This is a genomic window from Mycobacterium sp. UM_Kg27, from assembly GCF_000972905.1.
GTDB lineage: Bacteria > Actinomycetota > Actinomycetes > Mycobacteriales > Mycobacteriaceae > Mycobacterium.
Window position 1 is genome coordinate 1 of the sequence record NZ_JRMM01000112.1, and the last position, 15,013, is coordinate 15,013.

Annotated in this window: 15 protein-coding genes and 1 pseudogene; 7 read left to right on the top strand and 9 right to left on the bottom strand. The window is 66.6% G+C overall.

The window, feature by feature from the left end; all coding sequences use genetic code 11:
• Window positions 1–330: 330 nt before the first annotated feature.
• On the top strand, window positions 331–1,029 hold the full coding sequence (locus LI94_RS16125) for a hypothetical protein (RefSeq protein ID WP_024442324.1): 699 nt from the start codon (window positions 331–333) through the stop codon (window positions 1,027–1,029).
• A gap of 144 nt (window positions 1,030–1,173) precedes the next feature.
• Here LI94_RS16125 and LI94_RS16130 read toward each other — a convergent pair whose 3' ends face one another.
• Window positions 1,174–3,048, bottom strand: coding sequence for a M48 family metallopeptidase (locus LI94_RS16130; RefSeq protein WP_239651250.1), 1,875 nt, complete (start codon window positions 3,046–3,048; stop codon window positions 1,174–1,176).
• An 88-nt stretch (window positions 3,049–3,136) separates the two neighbouring features.
• Window positions 3,137–3,739 (bottom strand): LemA family protein, encoded by a 603-nt coding sequence (locus LI94_RS16135; protein ID WP_046301809.1) that lies wholly within the window; start codon window positions 3,737–3,739, stop codon window positions 3,137–3,139.
• Window positions 3,740–4,205: 466 nt separating this feature from the next.
• Between LI94_RS16135 and LI94_RS16140 the strand changes: the two genes are divergently transcribed.
• The 3 genes from LI94_RS16140 to LI94_RS16150 all read left to right on the top strand — a co-directional run bounded on the left by LI94_RS16140 (window position 4,206) and on the right by LI94_RS16150 (window position 5,894).
• Window positions 4,206–5,123, top strand: coding sequence for an LLM class F420-dependent oxidoreductase (locus tag LI94_RS16140; RefSeq protein ID WP_024442321.1), 918 nt, complete (start codon window positions 4,206–4,208; stop codon window positions 5,121–5,123).
• 100 nt (window positions 5,124–5,223) lie between these two features.
• On the top strand, window positions 5,224–5,460 hold the full coding sequence (locus LI94_RS16145; protein WP_046301810.1) for a CopG family transcriptional regulator: 237 nt from the start codon (window positions 5,224–5,226) through the stop codon (window positions 5,458–5,460).
• Between the two features lie 5 nt (window positions 5,461–5,465).
• Complete coding sequence (locus LI94_RS16150) at window positions 5,466–5,894, top strand: TA system VapC family ribonuclease toxin (protein WP_046301811.1); 429 nt, start codon at window positions 5,466–5,468, stop codon at window positions 5,892–5,894.
• Between the two features lie 4 nt (window positions 5,895–5,898).
• On the opposite strand, the gene LI94_RS16155 is transcribed toward LI94_RS16150, so the two are convergent.
• Window positions 5,899–7,335 (bottom strand): DUF4185 domain-containing protein, encoded by a 1,437-nt coding sequence (locus tag LI94_RS16155; protein ID WP_024442318.1) that lies wholly within the window; start codon window positions 7,333–7,335, stop codon window positions 5,899–5,901.
• Between the two features lie 131 nt (window positions 7,336–7,466).
• Window positions 7,467–8,357: an LLM class flavin-dependent oxidoreductase gene (locus tag LI94_RS16160; protein ID WP_046301816.1), complete on the bottom strand. Its 891-nt coding sequence runs from the start codon at window positions 8,355–8,357 to the stop codon at window positions 7,467–7,469.
• A 58-nt stretch (window positions 8,358–8,415) separates the two neighbouring features.
• Between LI94_RS16160 and LI94_RS16165 the strand changes: the two genes are divergently transcribed.
• Window positions 8,416–8,802 (top strand): VOC family protein, encoded by a 387-nt coding sequence (locus LI94_RS16165; protein WP_024442316.1) that lies wholly within the window; start codon window positions 8,416–8,418, stop codon window positions 8,800–8,802.
• Window positions 8,803–8,896: 94 nt separating this feature from the next.
• Here the strand turns inward: LI94_RS16165 and LI94_RS16170 are convergent, their stop codons facing one another.
• The 5 genes from LI94_RS16170 to LI94_RS16190 form a co-directional block, all read right to left on the bottom strand.
• Complete coding sequence (locus LI94_RS16170) at window positions 8,897–9,373, bottom strand: RrF2 family transcriptional regulator (protein WP_024442315.1); 477 nt, start codon at window positions 9,371–9,373, stop codon at window positions 8,897–8,899.
• A 25-nt stretch (window positions 9,374–9,398) separates the two neighbouring features.
• Window positions 9,399–10,127, bottom strand: coding sequence for a 3'(2'),5'-bisphosphate nucleotidase CysQ (locus tag LI94_RS16175; RefSeq protein ID WP_046301812.1), 729 nt, complete (start codon window positions 10,125–10,127; stop codon window positions 9,399–9,401).
• Window positions 10,124–11,977: an adenylyl-sulfate kinase gene (gene cysC / locus LI94_RS16180; protein WP_046286762.1), complete on the bottom strand. Its 1,854-nt coding sequence runs from the start codon at window positions 11,975–11,977 to the stop codon at window positions 10,124–10,126. The genes LI94_RS16175 and cysC overlap by 4 nt, the downstream gene beginning before the upstream one ends.
• On the bottom strand, window positions 11,977–12,915 hold the full coding sequence (gene cysD, locus LI94_RS16185; protein ID WP_046286763.1) for a sulfate adenylyltransferase subunit CysD: 939 nt from the start codon (window positions 12,913–12,915) through the stop codon (window positions 11,977–11,979). Before cysD ends, cysC begins: the two co-directional genes overlap by 1 nt.
• A 197-nt stretch (window positions 12,916–13,112) precedes the next feature.
• Window positions 13,113–13,604 carry a carbonic anhydrase gene (locus LI94_RS16190; RefSeq protein WP_046301813.1) on the bottom strand — a complete coding sequence of 164 codons (492 nt, stop codon included), beginning with the start codon at window positions 13,602–13,604 and terminating at the stop codon, window positions 13,113–13,115.
• Window positions 13,605–13,731: 127 nt separating this feature from the next.
• Here LI94_RS16190 and LI94_RS16195 point away from each other — a divergent pair, with 127 nt between their 5' ends.
• A complete protein-coding gene (locus LI94_RS16195; protein ID WP_046286765.1) occupies window positions 13,732–14,709 on the top strand; it encodes an ABC transporter permease in 978 nt (325 codons plus the stop codon).
• Window positions 14,706–15,013: pseudogene (locus LI94_RS16200) on the top strand (peptide ABC transporter permease); the annotation flags it as partial. The gene LI94_RS16195 and the pseudogene LI94_RS16200, both read left to right, overlap by 4 nt.

The window sequence follows — 15,013 nt, forward strand, 5'->3', positions numbered from 1 at the left end:
TCGAAGCTCAGCGGGATACCTGCTTGCACGTCCCATAACTCGAATCCTCCCAAGATCGGGAGTCTCCGGACTTACCGGGACGGCTCAGTCCGTGGCCGGAATTGGCCTGGACGCGGCCGCGACCATCGATAACATCGTCCTCGGTTCCGAAACAGGTGAGGAGCTCGCCAAGTTCGGTGGACGCAGCCTCGGCTCATGGGGCGGAGGCTTCATCGCCGGGGCGGCATGGGGTTCATGGGTGGGGCCAGAGGGCACTGTAATTGTCGGCCTTCTCGGCGCTGCGGCAGGCGGGTTGGGAGGGGAAAAGCTAGTGGAGTGGGCTATCGGCAAATGACGGTAAGCAATCTGTCTTTTGGGGTCATCATCCTGTGCCTTGTCGGGGGATTCACACTCTCGTTCCTCAAGATCAGCACCAGCGCCCAGCGGCGCATCTACTGGACCCTCGCTTGCACAGCGGGCGTCTCTGGCATCTTCCTGAAATATCCCAGCTGGGACGACGCAGTAGCGCTAGGACTATTTCCCCTCGTGACGATGGCGTTTATAGCCTACGTAGCCACTCCCTACATCAAGATCCGCGGAAGAATCTATGCGCTGACGATCACAGACCCCGATCCCGAAGATGCTCCTGCAACAACCGATTCCACGCGGCAGGAGATCGACCTCCATCCCGACTCCTACAGCGGGCTCCTCACCGCCACAACCATGTGGTGGCTCTTCTTGATTCCGTCGGTAATCGCCACGGGGCACGTCTACTTGATCATTATCGGCAAGGGGGAATCATGGGCCGCGATCATGAGCGTCACCTTTCTTGCCCTCCTGATTGCCGGAACCGCATACGGCGACGCCAGCTGGCGCTACCCGATAGCACGCGGACAATACGTGCAGTTCGTCGTCAACACAGTCATCACCGCCGGTGTTTTTTACTTCTTATACGTGGCCGCCTACTACGCCGGCCGACGCCACCCCATCCGACGCGAACAGTCGATGGAATATCGGGTGCACCCGCGCCACAGGGAGCTGGACAGCTGATACCGCCGCATTGGCAGCCGCTCTGCTCCAGCGAGGAGCGAAAAACCCCGCGGTGGTTCCGCTCGATCGGGGTGAGCTTGCCGAGCGCGCGTCGGCCCGGCAGCGTTGGTGGTGGGTCCCCTCGACTTGCTCCACCGACGACAGTCAGCCCAACAGCGCAGGCAGGGGAACGTGCATCAAGCAGCACGCCGCACGGAGCAATTCAGCTTCCGATGCTGTCACGATGCCGTCGTGCAGCACCGATTCCACCATCGCTTCGACGAGTGCCTGCTTCGCCCTCGGATCCAAGGCGTCGAGGGCGGCCCAGCCTTCGTCGAGGGTCTGTTGCCAGCTCAACCGGCGCGGGTTCTCGAGCCTGGCGGTGTCACCGTAAAGTCGTTGCAGCGCAATGTCCAAAGTCTGTGTCGCCACGTTTTGGTCGGCGCCTCCGGCGACCGCGAGAGTCGCCAGCAGGGTCGTCACCACCGGGCGCACACCGGTGAGCGAATCGCTGCCCACCTTGCTTCTGCGAGCCGGGTCGTTGGTGTCGAGTAGGTAAACCCAGACCAGGCGGGTCAGGCAGTATTCGAACATCGTCACCTTCTCGTCGGCGACGGCGAGCGCATTGAGCACCGCGATGAGCGCGTCCTGTTCGGCACGAGAGTGGGTGGCGATCTGCGGCAAGGCCAGCGCGACGACCGGGAGCCGAAGTTCGCGCGGCAGCGCGCGCATCCGGTCGGCGAGCGCGGCGGCTTCCCGTGCCTGCGTCGGCCCCAGAAGCTCGGTCACCGAGGCAAGCTGGCGGGCGTGCAGACCCCCGCTCGACGGTGCCAGGAGCAACGCGATGACGGCCGCGGGGGCCGTGGTGGGCTGGCTGGCCAGCGCGCGGACATCGTCAGGAATCCGCGCATGCAGAGCCGCGCCGTACTTCAGGTCGGCCGGAGTGAAGGTGCCTGCGCGAGCCACGACTTGCTCGGGGCTGGTGCGCCAGCCGGCATCGGAGACTTGCTCTGGTGCGGGGGTCTGACGGCCGAGCGCCGTTGCGGCGGGGGCGAAACCTGCGGCGACGTCCTCGGCCAGGCCGTCGGGTGCCTGATTGGCGTACCGCTGCTGCAGTTCGGCGATTTCGCCGGGGTCGAAGGTGGGGTTGAGCGCCCTGATCCGGTCCGTGAGGGGCGGATGCGTCGCGAACAACGACGCGAATGACCGTCGCGCGCCCTCTCCGAACAGCATGTGGCTGACCTCGGCGGCATTGCGGGAGTCGCGCAGCCGCGAACCGGTCGGTATGCCGCCGATCTTCTTCAGCGCGCCTTCGAGGCCGTCGGTCTGGCGCGTGAACTGCACCGCCGACGCGTCGGCCAGCCACTCCCGTTGCCGTGCTACCGCGGCCTTGATCACGTTGGCGAAGAACACGCCGACGTAGCCGAGCACCATCATCGCGAACGCGAACGCAAGGAGGGGAAGCGCGCGTTTGCCGTCGCTCCCGCGGCCGCCGACCTGCAGCATGCGCAGGCCGATCATTCCGATCAGCAAGATTCCGCTGAGCAGTCCGATGAGTCGAATGTTCAGCCGCATATCACCGTTGAGGATGTGGCTGAACTCGTGAGCGATGACACCCTGTAATTCATCACGGTTGAGTTGTGCCAGGGCGCCGCCTGTCACCGCGATCGCAGCATCGGCCGGTGTGAAACCTGCGGCGAAAGCGTTGATTCCGGGTTCACCCGGCATGACGAACAGACGTGGCGCAGGCACGCCGGACGCCAGCGACATCTCCTCGACGATGTTGACGTACCTACGCAACTGCGGGTCGGTCGTCGTCGGGTCCACGGGCACCGCGCCGACGGCCGCGGCGACAGCAGCGCCCCCCTTGCGCAGCGAAATTGTCTTGAACAACGTTCCCCCTGCGATGATCACGAGCGTGATCGCGGTGACGACGATGACGATCGCCAGAATCGATGATGAATCGATTCCGCCGTAATCCTTTGAGAGATAGAGCATCGCAATCACCGCGGCGGCATCGATCGCCGCGACCAACGCCATCACCGCGGCCCCGAAGAGCAGCACCAGCTTCAGCGTGGTTCCCTTGGCGGCCCGCTGATGCTCGAAGAAGTTCATGGCCGCCGGTCGGTCAGAACTGAACCTTCGGCGCGTCCCGCATCTCCGGGTGCTCCGGCGGGATCTCGAGCAGGGCGGCCGGCGCAAAGTTGAACATGCCGGCATAGACATTGCCGGGGAACGTCTCGCGCCGGTTGTTGTAGTTCATCACCGCGTCGTTGTAGGCCTGGCGGGCGAACGCGACCTTGTTTTCGGTGGAGGTCAGTTCCTCCGACAGTTGCATCATGTTCTGGTTCGCCTTGAGGTCGGGATACTGCTCGACCACCAGGTTGAGCCGGCTCAGCGCGCCGTCGAGCGCCTGCTGCCCCTGCGCCAACTGCTGCATCGCCGCCGGGTCACCGGGATTGGCCTGGGCGGCGGCAAGGCCGTTCATCGCGGCGCCACGCGCATTGACGACCGCCTCCAGGGTCTGGCGCTCATGCGCCATGTACGCCTTGGCGGTTTCGATCAGGTTGGGAATGAGGTCGAAGCGACGCCGCAACTGAACGTCGATCTGGGCGAAGGCGTTCTTGTACGCGTTGCGCGCCCGAACCAGGCCGTTGTAGCCCGCGATCACGAGCACCGTGAGGAGCAGGAATATGGCTACGACGACGATGATTCCTGTGGTGAGCCCCATGAGGCATACCTCCAAAGAGTCGGCCTTGCCGCGGTTTGCGCGGTTTTCGGCGAAGCGTAACCGCTGAAAAGGCCAGCGCAGGTCCGTTCGGAGGCTTCAGCCGTTTCGCCCGCCGCTACGGGCTTCCACTGAGTACGGCGGCCACCAGCGGTCAACCCCTCCGGATGCGGCCCTTGCGCCGCGGCTACGGAGTGCCGCCGGCACCGCCTGGACTGCCGCCGACGCCCTTGCCGACCATCTCGGCCTTCCCCGCAATCACGGCGCCCCCGTCGGGCACCTCGACAAACCCGCTGAACCTGATAAAAAGCTATGGGTCCGTCGGCGCGGCGCGCATCAGGGAAATCCCTTGCAATTCCGGGCGGATGCCCTGTGTTCTCTGGGCATCAGCTGCCAAAGAGGTGCACGTTCCTTTCGCGCACAGCGCAAATCGCCCCGGGATGCGCCGTTCGAAACTAAGGTCGGCTAAGTGACAATTCGCCTTGGCTTCCAGATTCCCGACTTCTCCTACGGCACCGACGTTTCGGAGCTGTTCCCCACCGTCATCGCACAGGCCCGCGAGGCCGAGGCCGCCGGGTTCGACGCGGTCTTCGTGATGGACCACTTCTATCAACTGCCCATGCTGGGCTCCCCCGATCAGCCGATGCTCGAGGCCTATACCGCTCTGGGCGCGCTGGCGACCGCGACGCAGCAGGTGCAGCTGGGCACGCTGGTCACCGGCAACACCTACCGCAACCCGGCGCTGCTGGCCAAGATCATCACCACGCTCGATGTGGTCAGTGCCGGCCGCGCCATCCTGGGCATCGGCACTGGCTGGTTCGAGCTCGAACACGACCAGCTGGGCTTCGAATTCGGTACCTTCACCGACCGCTTCAACCGGCTCGACGAGGCGCTGCAGATCATCCTGCCGATGATCAAGGGCGAGCGACCCACATTCGAAGGTAAGTGGTACCGCACCCAAGAGGCGATGGCCGAACCCCGCTTCCGCGACCACATTCCGCTGCTGATCGGCGGCAGCGGCGAGAAGAAGACAATCCCGTTGGCCGCGCGTCACTTCGACCACCTCAACCTCATCACCGGGTTCGACGAGGTCCGCGCGAAGATGGACGCGGTGCGGCGCAGCTGCGACGAGGTGGGCCGCGACCCGGCGACCCTGGAGACCACCATGCTGCTCACCGCCCTGGCCGGCGAGGGCGTGACCACCGATCAGATTCCCGCCGCAATGAGTCAGCGGATGGTGGCCGGCAGCCCCGAATCGATCGCCGAGCAGATCAAGACCAAGGTGCTCGATGCGGGTGTCGGTGGGGTCACCATGAACATCCCCGGCTACACCCCCGGGGTGATCACCAAGGTGGGTGCGGCGTTGCGTGCGGTGCTCGACGCCTGACGATAGGTGAGGTCAACCATCAAAGTTGACTCCACTTAGTTCACTAAGTGAACTTAAGCACCGGAGCCGATCCACGGATTGATGCATTAGCATCAGATGTATGCGCACCACATTGTCTATCGATGATGACGTGCTGTTGGCGGTCAAGGAGCGGGCACACCGCGAGCGGCGCCCAGTGGGCGAAGTGCTCTCCGAGTTGGCCCGGCAGGCGCTGACCAGGCAAGACACCTCGATGCAGGAGTCCGAGTCGTTCCACGGCTTCGCTCCGCTACCGCACCGCGGCACCGCGGTTTCCAATGCCCTCATCGACCGACTTCGCGACGAAGAGGGCGTCTGAATCAGATGCGGTCATTGCTGGACGTCAATGTGCTGTTGGCGCTGCTCGACCGCGATCACGTCGACCACGAACGGGCACGGTCGTGGCTGGACACCGAGATCGGCCACGGCTGGGCATCGTGCGCGATCACCCAGAACGGCTTCGTGCGCATCATCAGCCAGCCCCGATATCCGAATCCGGTCACGCCCAACTACGCCATCGGCATGTTGGTTCAGGCCACGGGGACCCGCTACCACCAGTTCTGGACCTGCGCGGTGAGCCTTCTCGATGCCGGCGTTGTCGATCCCGCCCGGGTGCACAGCTCCAAACAGGTCACCGACGCGTACTTGCTGGCACTGGCCGTCGCCAACGACGGCAGATTCGTCACGTTCGATCAATCGATCGCTCTGACAACGGTTTCCGGTGCCGAAGATCGACACCTGACGATCCTTTGAGCCGCTACCCCAGCACCGTGTGCATCAGCATCACGTCGTAGGCGTTCCACAGCGACAGCGTGAAGTACACGTCCTTGCCGGTCGACCACGGGTGCACGTAGGGCGCGTAGATGCCGCCGGGGATCTGGCCGGTGGGGATCAGCGTCTGCTCGGCGCTCCACGGCCCCTGCGGGGTGGGCGCGGTGCGGGCCACCACGTCATTGCCGCCGTTGCCGTACAGCGCCAGGTACTGGCGCAGGTAGGTGTTGTACTGCACCGACATCTCGCCCACCGGGCCGGGGATCACCGGCGTGGCCGCAGCCGGGTTGGCCAGCACCCAGGATCCGCTGTCGCCATTCCAGTACTGGTACTTGGTCAGGTCGGGAATGGCGCGCTCGGGCACCCGCGACAAATACGCCGAGCCGCCACGACCGGACGGCGTTCCGTAGGAGTACAGGTAGCCGTCGTTGCCCCGCAGGAATGCGCCCATCTGGAATTTCTCGTTACCGGGGACGAAACGCGCCCGCGGAACGTTCTCCGGCGACGTCGAGCGCACGGTGCCGGGATAGACGCCCCACGTTTCGCCGTTGTCGTTGGAAACCGCGATCGCCGAATAGTTGGTGGACCACTCGCCGTCGCGGCCCCACTGCTTGATGGACATGAAGTTCATGTACTGGTTGCCGGCGATCCCGATCGCGGCGGTGGGGATCATGCCCTCCTGCTGCGGCGCCAGTTGCACCGCGGGCAGTATCTGCTTGGAGAAATTCGCCTGCCGCAGTGGCGATCCCGAGTACTTGTTGCCCACTGCTCCGGGGCCGATGGTGATGCCGTCGGCGAGATTGTTGTCATTGCTGCGGAACAGCACGTTCTGTCGCCACTGCTTGCCCTGGATACGGCAGTAACCGAAGGTGTCGCCGAACGCGTAGAGGATCTGGCGGTTGGCGGGATCGCCGTTGTCCCAGGGAATTCCGAGGTCGGTGCCGGAGATGCCGAAGCGTTGCAGGGTCTGGTTGGGGCTGTTGGGCCCGGTCATCCACTCCACCAGCGACGTCTGGGCTCCGGCAATAGCGCCACCGGGATCGGCCGTCGACAACCCCGGATCTGCTCCGGGCACCGGGACGGGCTGGACGGGTTGGGCGACGTCCGGCACGGCTTGGCCACCGGGATTGGGCTGCGGGGGTACCACCGCGGCCTGCTGCCGAATGGTGCCGTTGGGGTTGATCAGCGCGGCGATCAGCGGGCCCAGTTTGGGCAACGGCGCTTGATCATTGGTACCGCGGGGACGGCGCCCGGTGGGCAGCTGACCGGCTCCGGTGGTCGGCGAGCCCGGTGGCGGATCGATATTGGCTTCGGGGGCGTTGCAGGTGGCCGCGCTCGCCGGCGCGAACTCGCTGGCGGCGACCATCCCCAGGACGACGACTGGCACCATTGCCGCCGAGACGATTCGACGTGTCGCCGACATGTCACACCTTTCCCAGGACCCGCTCCCGGGCCTCGCACCACTGTGACGATAGTGATTTCTAGGACTGGTGTGGCTGCCGGAGGACGATAGAGACGCTTCCGTGACGGTGTCGCAACCAGCGGATCGCCCGCTCAGCCGGCCCGGTTGACCTCGGCGACCACATCGGCCACGCAGCGCAGTTGGCCCAGGTCAGAGCTGGTCGGGATCAGATGCACCTCATCGGTGCCCACCGCCGCAAAGCGTTGCAGCACCTGCGCCAGCTCGTCCTCGCTGCCGGCCCAGCCGGTGCTCGGGGCCATCGCCTCGACATACTCGGCGGGAATCCAGTTCATGTAGCGCAGCAGGTGCCGACGCACCTGATCGCGGGCCTCGTCACGGTCCCCCAGCGCGAACCAGAACGACGTCGCCAGATGTGGCTTGGCCCGGCCCGCCTGCTGCCAGGCGTCGCGGGCGACGTCGAACAGGTCGTTCTGCTTGGCGACATCCAGGTCCATGGTGATGCCGGCCAGTCCTTCGGCCCAGATCGCCGCGCTACGCAACGTCTTGGGGCCGATGGTGCCGACCAGCAGTGGCGGCCCGCCGGGTTGGGTGGGCGCCGGTCCGACCGGCAGCACCGACTCGGTGAGCTTCTCGCCGGCCCAGACGCGCCGCATGATCGCCACCGCGGCAGCCAACTCGCCCATCTTCTGCCTCGCCGGATCCGCGCCGACCGCCCGGTAGTCCTCGTCCCGGCCGCCGATGCCGAGCCCGACGGTAAGCCGGCCGCCGCTGAGCAGGTCGGCGGTGGCCAGCGCTTTGGCGAGCATGACCGGGTCATGCAGTTGCGGGACGATCACCGTGGTCACCAGCCGCACCCGCTCGGTCCAGGCCGACAGCGCACCCAGCAGGGTCAGGCTGTCGGGGTTGGTGAAAGCGATCCGCTCGCCCCAGCACAACGACGCGAACGGCCCGTCGTCGATCGCTCGCGCCCAGTCCCGCAACAGCGTTGCGTCGAGGTCCGGTTCCATCACGGGCATGGTCATTCCCACCTGCATGACCGCGATTGTGGCATGGGCGGCCTACACGGCCGACACTTGAGCAATGGGCATTTCGTTCAACCACACCATCGTGGCCGCGCACGACAAGCAGGCATCGGCAGCGTTTCTGGCCGAGCTGTTCGGACTGCCGGCACCGCAGCCGTTCGGCCACTTCCAGGTCGTCGCACTCGATCACCAGGCCAGCCTCGATTACGCCGACGTGCCCGACGGCGAGGAGATCCGGCCGCAGCACTACGCGTTCTTAGTCTCCGAGTCCGACTTCGACGCGATCTACGCCAAGATCTGCGAGCGCGGGCTGGAGCACTGGGCCGATCCGCGCGGTGAACGCCCGGGCGAGATCAACCACAACGACGGCGGACGCGGGGTGTATTTCCGCGATCCCGGCGGCCACTACCTGGAGATCCTGACCCGGCCGTACGGCTCGGGCTAGCGAGGCTCGACGCAGGAGAGCCGACGCTGGACCGCCGAATCAGCCCGGCGGTTAGCGAGGCTCGACGCAGGAGAGCCGACGCTGGACCGCCGAATCAACTGGGCGAATGGCCACGCTGGCGCTCCTGGGTGCGGTAATCGGTGGCGAGTTCGGCGACATGCGCCGGCAACTCACCGCCGGCCACGTCGGCCAGGCTGGTCTGCTCGAGCACCGAGCGCATGCTGGCCCGCAACGCCCGCCACACGTCGGTCAGCGCGGCGGTCGGCCCGGCGTAGGGCAGATCGCCCAGACCGATGTCGCGCACACTGGCCAGCGGGCCGTCGATGCAGCGCAACACGTCGGCGACGCTGATCGCGGTGGCCGCCCGGGCCAGTTCGTAGCCGCCGTCGCGGCCGCGCTGGCTGCGCACCAGCCGGTCGGTGCGCAGATCCGACAAGATGTCGACCAAAAACTGCGCCGGAATACCCTGCGCGGCCGCTATTTCGTCGGTCTTGACCAGGGCGCCGGGCTCGGCGGTGGCCAGTTGGACCATCGCTCGCACCGCGTACTCCGCCTTGGCCGACATGCGCATTGCGAGCATTCTTCCATCTGGCGGCTCAACTGATTGCCGCGAGCACCGCTTGCGCGTATTCGGGGCGACACACCACCAGGTCGGGAAGCAGCGGGTCCGCCCGGTTGTAGACCAGTGGTGACCCGTCGATGCGCGAGGTATGTAGGCCCGCGGCCCGGGCCACCGCCACCGGGGCAGCCGAGTCCCACTCGTATTGCCCGCCGGCGTGCACGTACACATCGGCGATGCCCTGCACCACAGCGGCAACCTTCACCCCCGCCGAGCCCATCGGCACCAGCACGCCGTCCAGTCGCTCGCGAACCGCTTCGGCGATCGCGGGCGGACGGCTGCGCGACACCGCGATGCGGGGCGCGCCGGCGTACGCGGGCGGGGCGGCAACCGTCGGGGTGGCCAGCGTGCTGCCCCGCGCGGGCAGCGCCACCGCCCCGGCGGACAGCTCGCCGGATTGCCACAGCGCCACGTGCACGGCCCAGTCGTCGCGGCCGAGTTCGCTGAACTCCCGGGTGCCGTCCAGCGGGTCGACGATCCACACCCGCTCGGCGGCCAGCCGGACCGGGTTGTCGGCGCCCTCCTCGGACAGCACCGCGTCGTCGGGCCGCTCGCTCGCCAGTGCGGCCATCAGGAAGTCGTGCGAACGCTGGTCGCCGGCCGCCTTCCGTTCCCCCTCTGTCGCGTCGGCCAGTTCCTCGCGGACGCGCAGCAGCAGCCGGCCCGCCTCGGTGGCCAGGTGCGCGGCCAGCTGGTGATCGTTCACTTGCGGTCGTCGATCGCCGCGATGACCTGGCGGGCCTGCTCGTCGACACTGTTCTGCGAGCTCAACCGCACGTCGGGATTCCGCGGCCGCTGATAGGGGCTGTCGATACCGGTGAAGTGCGTGATCAGGCCCGCGCGCGCCTTGGCGTAGAGCCCCTTGGGGTCACGCTGCTCGCACTCCTCCAGCGAGGTGTCGCAGAACACCTCGACGAAGTCGAACCCGGCGTCGGTGTGCACCTGACGGGCCAGCTGGCGATGCTCGATCAGCGGGCTGATCGCCGGCACCAACACGATCTGGCCGGAGTCGGCCAGCAAGGTGGCCACGTGTGCCAGCCGGCGCAGGTTCTCGGCACGGTCGGCCATCGAGAAGCCCAGGTCGGCATTGAGGCCGTGGCGCAGGTTGTCGCCGTCGAGAACGTAAGCCGGCGTTCCCCTTTCGAGCAGCAGCTGTTCGACGCGCATCGCCACCGACGACTTGCCCGCGCCGGACAGCCCGGTCAGCCACACGGTGCGGCCCTTGGACAACCGGTCCGTCGCGGTGACCAGCGACTCGTGCCGCACGGTGTTGGGGCTCGCGGTCCGCGGCGACACGTCGCGCAGCACCATGCCGGCGGCCACGGTCCCGTTGGTGGCCTGGTCGATCAGGATGAACGAGCCGGTGGAGTCATTGCGGGTGAACTCGTCGAGCATCAGCGGCACCTGCGAGCGCAGCGAGACGCGGCCGAGCTCGTTGAGCTTCAACGTGTTCGCGTCTTTGTCGCGGTGCAAGGTGTTGACGTCGAGGCGGTAGTCCAGCGCCATCACCTTCACCCGGGTGGTCCGGGTGGTGTGCTTGATGATGTAGTCGTTGCCCGGCTGCAGCGTCGCGCCGTCGGCCATCCAACACACCGTGGCGTCGAAGTCCTGGACCACCCGCGGCTGGTTGTTGGTGCGGGCGATCATGTCGCCGCGGGAGATGTCGATGTCGTCGGTGAGGCTCACCGAGACCGCCATCGGCGGAAATGCTTCGGCCACTGTGCCGTTCGGCCCCTCGATCTCGGCGATCCGGCTCGGCTTGCCCGACGGCAGCACCACGACGTCGTCGCCGGGGCGCAGCACGCCGCTGGCCACCGTGCCGGCGTAGCTGCGGTGATCGGCGTGCTCGTGGGTCTGCGGGCGGATCACGTACTGCACCGGGAACCGCACGTCGACCAGGTTGCGGTCACCGGCGATGTAGACCTCTTCGAGGTGCGACAGCAGCGCCGGACCGTCGTAGAAGGGCGTCTTGTCCGACTTGGTCACCACGTTGTCGCCGAGCAGCGCCGAGATCGGGATAGTCGTCACATCGTGCACGTCCAGGCGGGTGGCGAACGAGTGGAAGTCGTCGCGGATCGCCTCGAACTTCTCGGCGTCCCAGTCGATCAGGTCCATCTTGTTGACCGCCAGCACGATGTGGCGAATCCCCAGCAGCGACGCCAGGAAGGTGTGTCGGCGGGACTGCTCCTGCAGCCCGTGCCGTGCGTCGACCAGCACGATCGCCAGCTGAGCGGTCGAGGCGCCGGTCACCATGTTACGGGTGTATTGGATGTGCCCCGGGGTGTCGGCGATGATGAATTTCCGCTTCGGCGTTGCGAAATAGCGGTAAGCGACATCGATGGTGATGCCCTGCTCGCGCTCGGCGCGCAGGCCGTCGGTCACCAGGGCCAGGTCGGTGTAGTCGTTGCCGCGCTCACGGGAGGTGCGCTCGACCGAGGCCAGCTGGTCCTCCATGACGGCCTTGGAGTCGAACAGCAGCCGTCCGATCAGCGTGGACTTGCCGTCGTCGACCGATCCGGCCGTGGCGATTCGAAGCAGCGTGGTTGCCGCACCCATCAGAAATACCCCTGCCTCTTGCGGTCTTCCATGCCTGCTTCGGAGATCCGGTCATCGGCGCGAGTCGCCCCGCGCTCGGTCAACCGCGATACCGCGGTCTCGTCGATCACCTCTTCGACGGTGGCCGCCGTGGATTCCACGCAGCCCGTGCAGGTGACGTCGCCGACGGTGCGGAACCGGACCGAAGTCTCGAACACCTCTTCCCCGTCCACGGGGCGCAGGAACTCGTGGTCGGCCAGCAGCATGCCGTCACGCCGGAACACCTTGCGCTGGTGCGCGAAATAGATTGACGGCAGCGCGATTTCCTCGGCTCCGATGTAGGACCAGATGTCGAACTCGGTCCAGTTCGACAGCGGGAACGCCCGAATATGCTCGCCGGCCCGATGCCGGCCGTTGTAGAGGTTCCACAGCTCGGGCCGTTGGGCCTTGGGGTCCCACTGGCCGAACTCGTCGCGGAAGCTGAACACCCGCTCCTTGGCGCGAGCCTTCTCCTCGTCGCGGCGGGCACCGCCGAACGCGGCGTCGAACTTGTTCTCGCGGATGGCCCGCAGCAACGTGACGGTCTGCAGCGGGTTGCGCGACGGCCCGTCGTCGACCACCCTTCCGGCGTCGATGTCGTCTTGCACCGACGCGACCACCAGCCGGACCCCGGTCTGGGCGACGAGCTCGTCACGCGCGGCGATGACCTCGTCGAAGTTGTGGCCGGTGTCGACGTGCATCACCGGGAACGGCAGCCGGCCCGGCGCGAACGCCTTGACGGCCAGATGCAGCATGACGATGGAGTCCTTGCCGCCGGAGAACAGCAGCACCGGACGCTCGAACTCCGCCGCCACCTCCCGGATGATGTGGATGGCCTCGGCCTCCAGGGTGCGCAGATGCGTGAGCTGATAGTGCCCAGCCGTGGCGGCCTCGGGGGGCGCAGTGACGTTACTGGTCATGACTTCCTTGCCAGAGATACCCGATAATCTTGGTGAGACTTACCATATTTGTTGGTTATAGCTGGCTATGCAACCAGCCGCCCCGCGCTGCTGTCAATGTGATCTGCTCGTCCAGGACCCCTCCCCCGGCCCCTTTCCCCCGCGCGAGGCTGCGTCGGGTACCGCCATGCACGCCGACGGAAAGGGGCCGGCCGACGCTAGAGGGTGACTTCGTCGAGCTTGCCGGTGGCGACGTCGAAGACGAACCCGCGCAGCGACGTGGTCTGGGTGATGAACGGGCTGGCCTTGATCCGCCGCAGCGACTGGCGGACATCCTCGACCGGGTCCGGGAAGGCCTCGGCCGACCAGGTTGGGCGGATGCCGGTCTCTTCCAGGATGGAGCGCTTGAAGTCGTCGTCGGTGAAGGTGAGCATCCCGCAGTCGGTGTGGTGGATCAGGATGATCTCGCGGGTGCCCAACAACCGTTGGCTGATCGCCAGGGAGCGGATCGCGTCGTCGGAGACCACACCCCCGGCGTTGCGGATGGCATGCGCCTCGCCCTCTTTGAGACCCAGCACCCGATAGACGTCGAGGCGGGCGTCCATGCAGGCGACGATCGCGACGTGCTTGCTCGGTGGCATGGGCAGCGGACCGGTGAAGGTCTTCGCGTATTCAGCGTTGTTCGCCAGGTAGTCATCGGTGACGGTCACAGGTCTTCTCCTCTGTCGCGGTGCAGCGGAGCCTAGTGAAGGAGCCCCCGGATTTCACGGGTAAAAATCACTCGATAATGCTCTGCCGGCAACGCCTGCTCCGGCGCCGACCTCTACCCTTTTGGCCATGACGCGGTTTCTGGCCGGCCGGGCGCTGAACTACCTGGTGCTGCTGGGCCTCGCCTCGTTTCTGACCTTCTGCCTGACCTCGTTGGCCTTCGCGCCGCTGGACAGCCTCATGCAGCGCAACCCACGTCCGCCGCAGGCCGTGATCGACGCCAAGGCCGCCGAGCTCGGCCTGGACAAGCCGATTCCACTGCGTTACGCGCACTGGGCCTCGCACGCGGTGCGCGGCGACTTCGGTGTCACCGTCACCGGCCAGCCGGTCTCTGGGGAACTGGGCCGGCGTGTCGGAGTCAGCCTGCGCCTGCTGGTAGTCGGTTCCCTGGCCGGCACCGCGATCGGCGTGGTGGCCGGCGCGTGGGGGGCGGTACGCCAATACCGACTGTCGGACCGGGTCATCACCATGGCCGCGTTGCTGGTGTTGTCGGTACCGACCTTCGTGCTGGCCAACCTGGTGATCCTCAGCGCACTACGGGTGAACTGGGCGCTGGGCGCCCAGCTGTTCGACTACACCGGCGAGACCTCCCCCGGGCTGATCACCGGCTTCTGGCCCGGGCTGGCCGATCGGCTGCAGCATCTGGTGCTGCCGTCGCTGACCCTGGCGTTGGGCGCGGCCGCCAGCTTCAGCCGCTACCAGCGCAACGCGATGCTCGACGTACTCGGCCAGGACTTCATCCGCACCGCACGGGCCAAGGGACTCACCCGCCGTCGCGCGCTGTTCAAACACGGGCTGCGCACCGCGCTGATCCCGATGGCGACACTGTTCGCCTACGGGGTGGCCGGGCTGGTCACCGGAGCGGTGTTCGTCGAAAAGATCTTCGGCTGGCACGGCATGGGCGAATGGGTGGTGCAGGGCGTGGCGACTCAGGACACCAACATCGTCGCGGCCATCACGGTGTTCTCCGGTGGCGTGGTGCTGCTGGCCGGGCTGCTCTCCGACGTCATCTACGCGATGCTCGACCCGCGGGTGCGGGTGTCATGAGTACCGAGATCGAGTTCGCCTCGCGGCGCACCCTGGTGCTGCGCCGGTTCCTGCGCAGCCGCAGCGCGGTCGGCGCGCTGGCACTGCTCGCGGTGATGTTCGTCGGCTGCTACACCCTGCCGGGCCTGCTGCCCTACTCTTACACCGACCTGGACTACGACGCGCTGCTGGTTCCGCCCGGAGCTCGACACTGGCTGGGCACCAACGCGTTGGGCCAAGACCTGCTGGCACAGATTTTGCGCGGCATGCAGAAGTCGATGCTGATCGGGGTGTGCGTCGCGCTGATCCTGTCTCTTATACACAT

Excerpts from the sequence above, each read along its gene's own strand:
- LI94_RS16125 (WP_024442324.1), top strand. The coding sequence starts at position 331 with ATGACGGTAAGCAATCTGTCTTTTGGGGTCATCATCCTGTGCCTTGTC.
- LI94_RS16130 (WP_239651250.1), bottom strand. The coding sequence starts at position 3,048 with ATGGCGTTGGTCGCGGCGATCGATGCCGCCGCGGTGATTGCGATGCTC.
- LI94_RS16135 (WP_046301809.1), bottom strand. The coding sequence starts at position 3,739 with ATGGGGCTCACCACAGGAATCATCGTCGTCGTAGCCATATTCCTGCTC.
- LI94_RS16145 (WP_046301810.1), top strand. The coding sequence starts at position 5,224 with ATGCGCACCACATTGTCTATCGATGATGACGTGCTGTTGGCGGTCAAG.
- LI94_RS16150 (WP_046301811.1), top strand. The coding sequence starts at position 5,466 with ATGCGGTCATTGCTGGACGTCAATGTGCTGTTGGCGCTGCTCGACCGC.
- LI94_RS16155 (WP_024442318.1), bottom strand. The coding sequence starts at position 7,335 with ATGTCGGCGACACGTCGAATCGTCTCGGCGGCAATGGTGCCAGTCGTC.
- LI94_RS16160 (WP_046301816.1), bottom strand. The coding sequence starts at position 8,357 with ATGACCATGCCCGTGATGGAACCGGACCTCGACGCAACGCTGTTGCGG.
- LI94_RS16165 (WP_024442316.1), top strand. The coding sequence starts at position 8,416 with ATGGGCATTTCGTTCAACCACACCATCGTGGCCGCGCACGACAAGCAG.
- LI94_RS16170 (WP_024442315.1), bottom strand. The coding sequence starts at position 9,373 with ATGCGCATGTCGGCCAAGGCGGAGTACGCGGTGCGAGCGATGGTCCAA.
- cysC (WP_046286762.1), bottom strand. The coding sequence starts at position 11,977 with ATGGGTGCGGCAACCACGCTGCTTCGAATCGCCACGGCCGGATCGGTC.
- cysD (WP_046286763.1), bottom strand. The coding sequence starts at position 12,915 with ATGACCAGTAACGTCACTGCGCCCCCCGAGGCCGCCACGGCTGGGCAC.
- LI94_RS16195 (WP_046286765.1), top strand. The coding sequence starts at position 13,732 with ATGACGCGGTTTCTGGCCGGCCGGGCGCTGAACTACCTGGTGCTGCTG.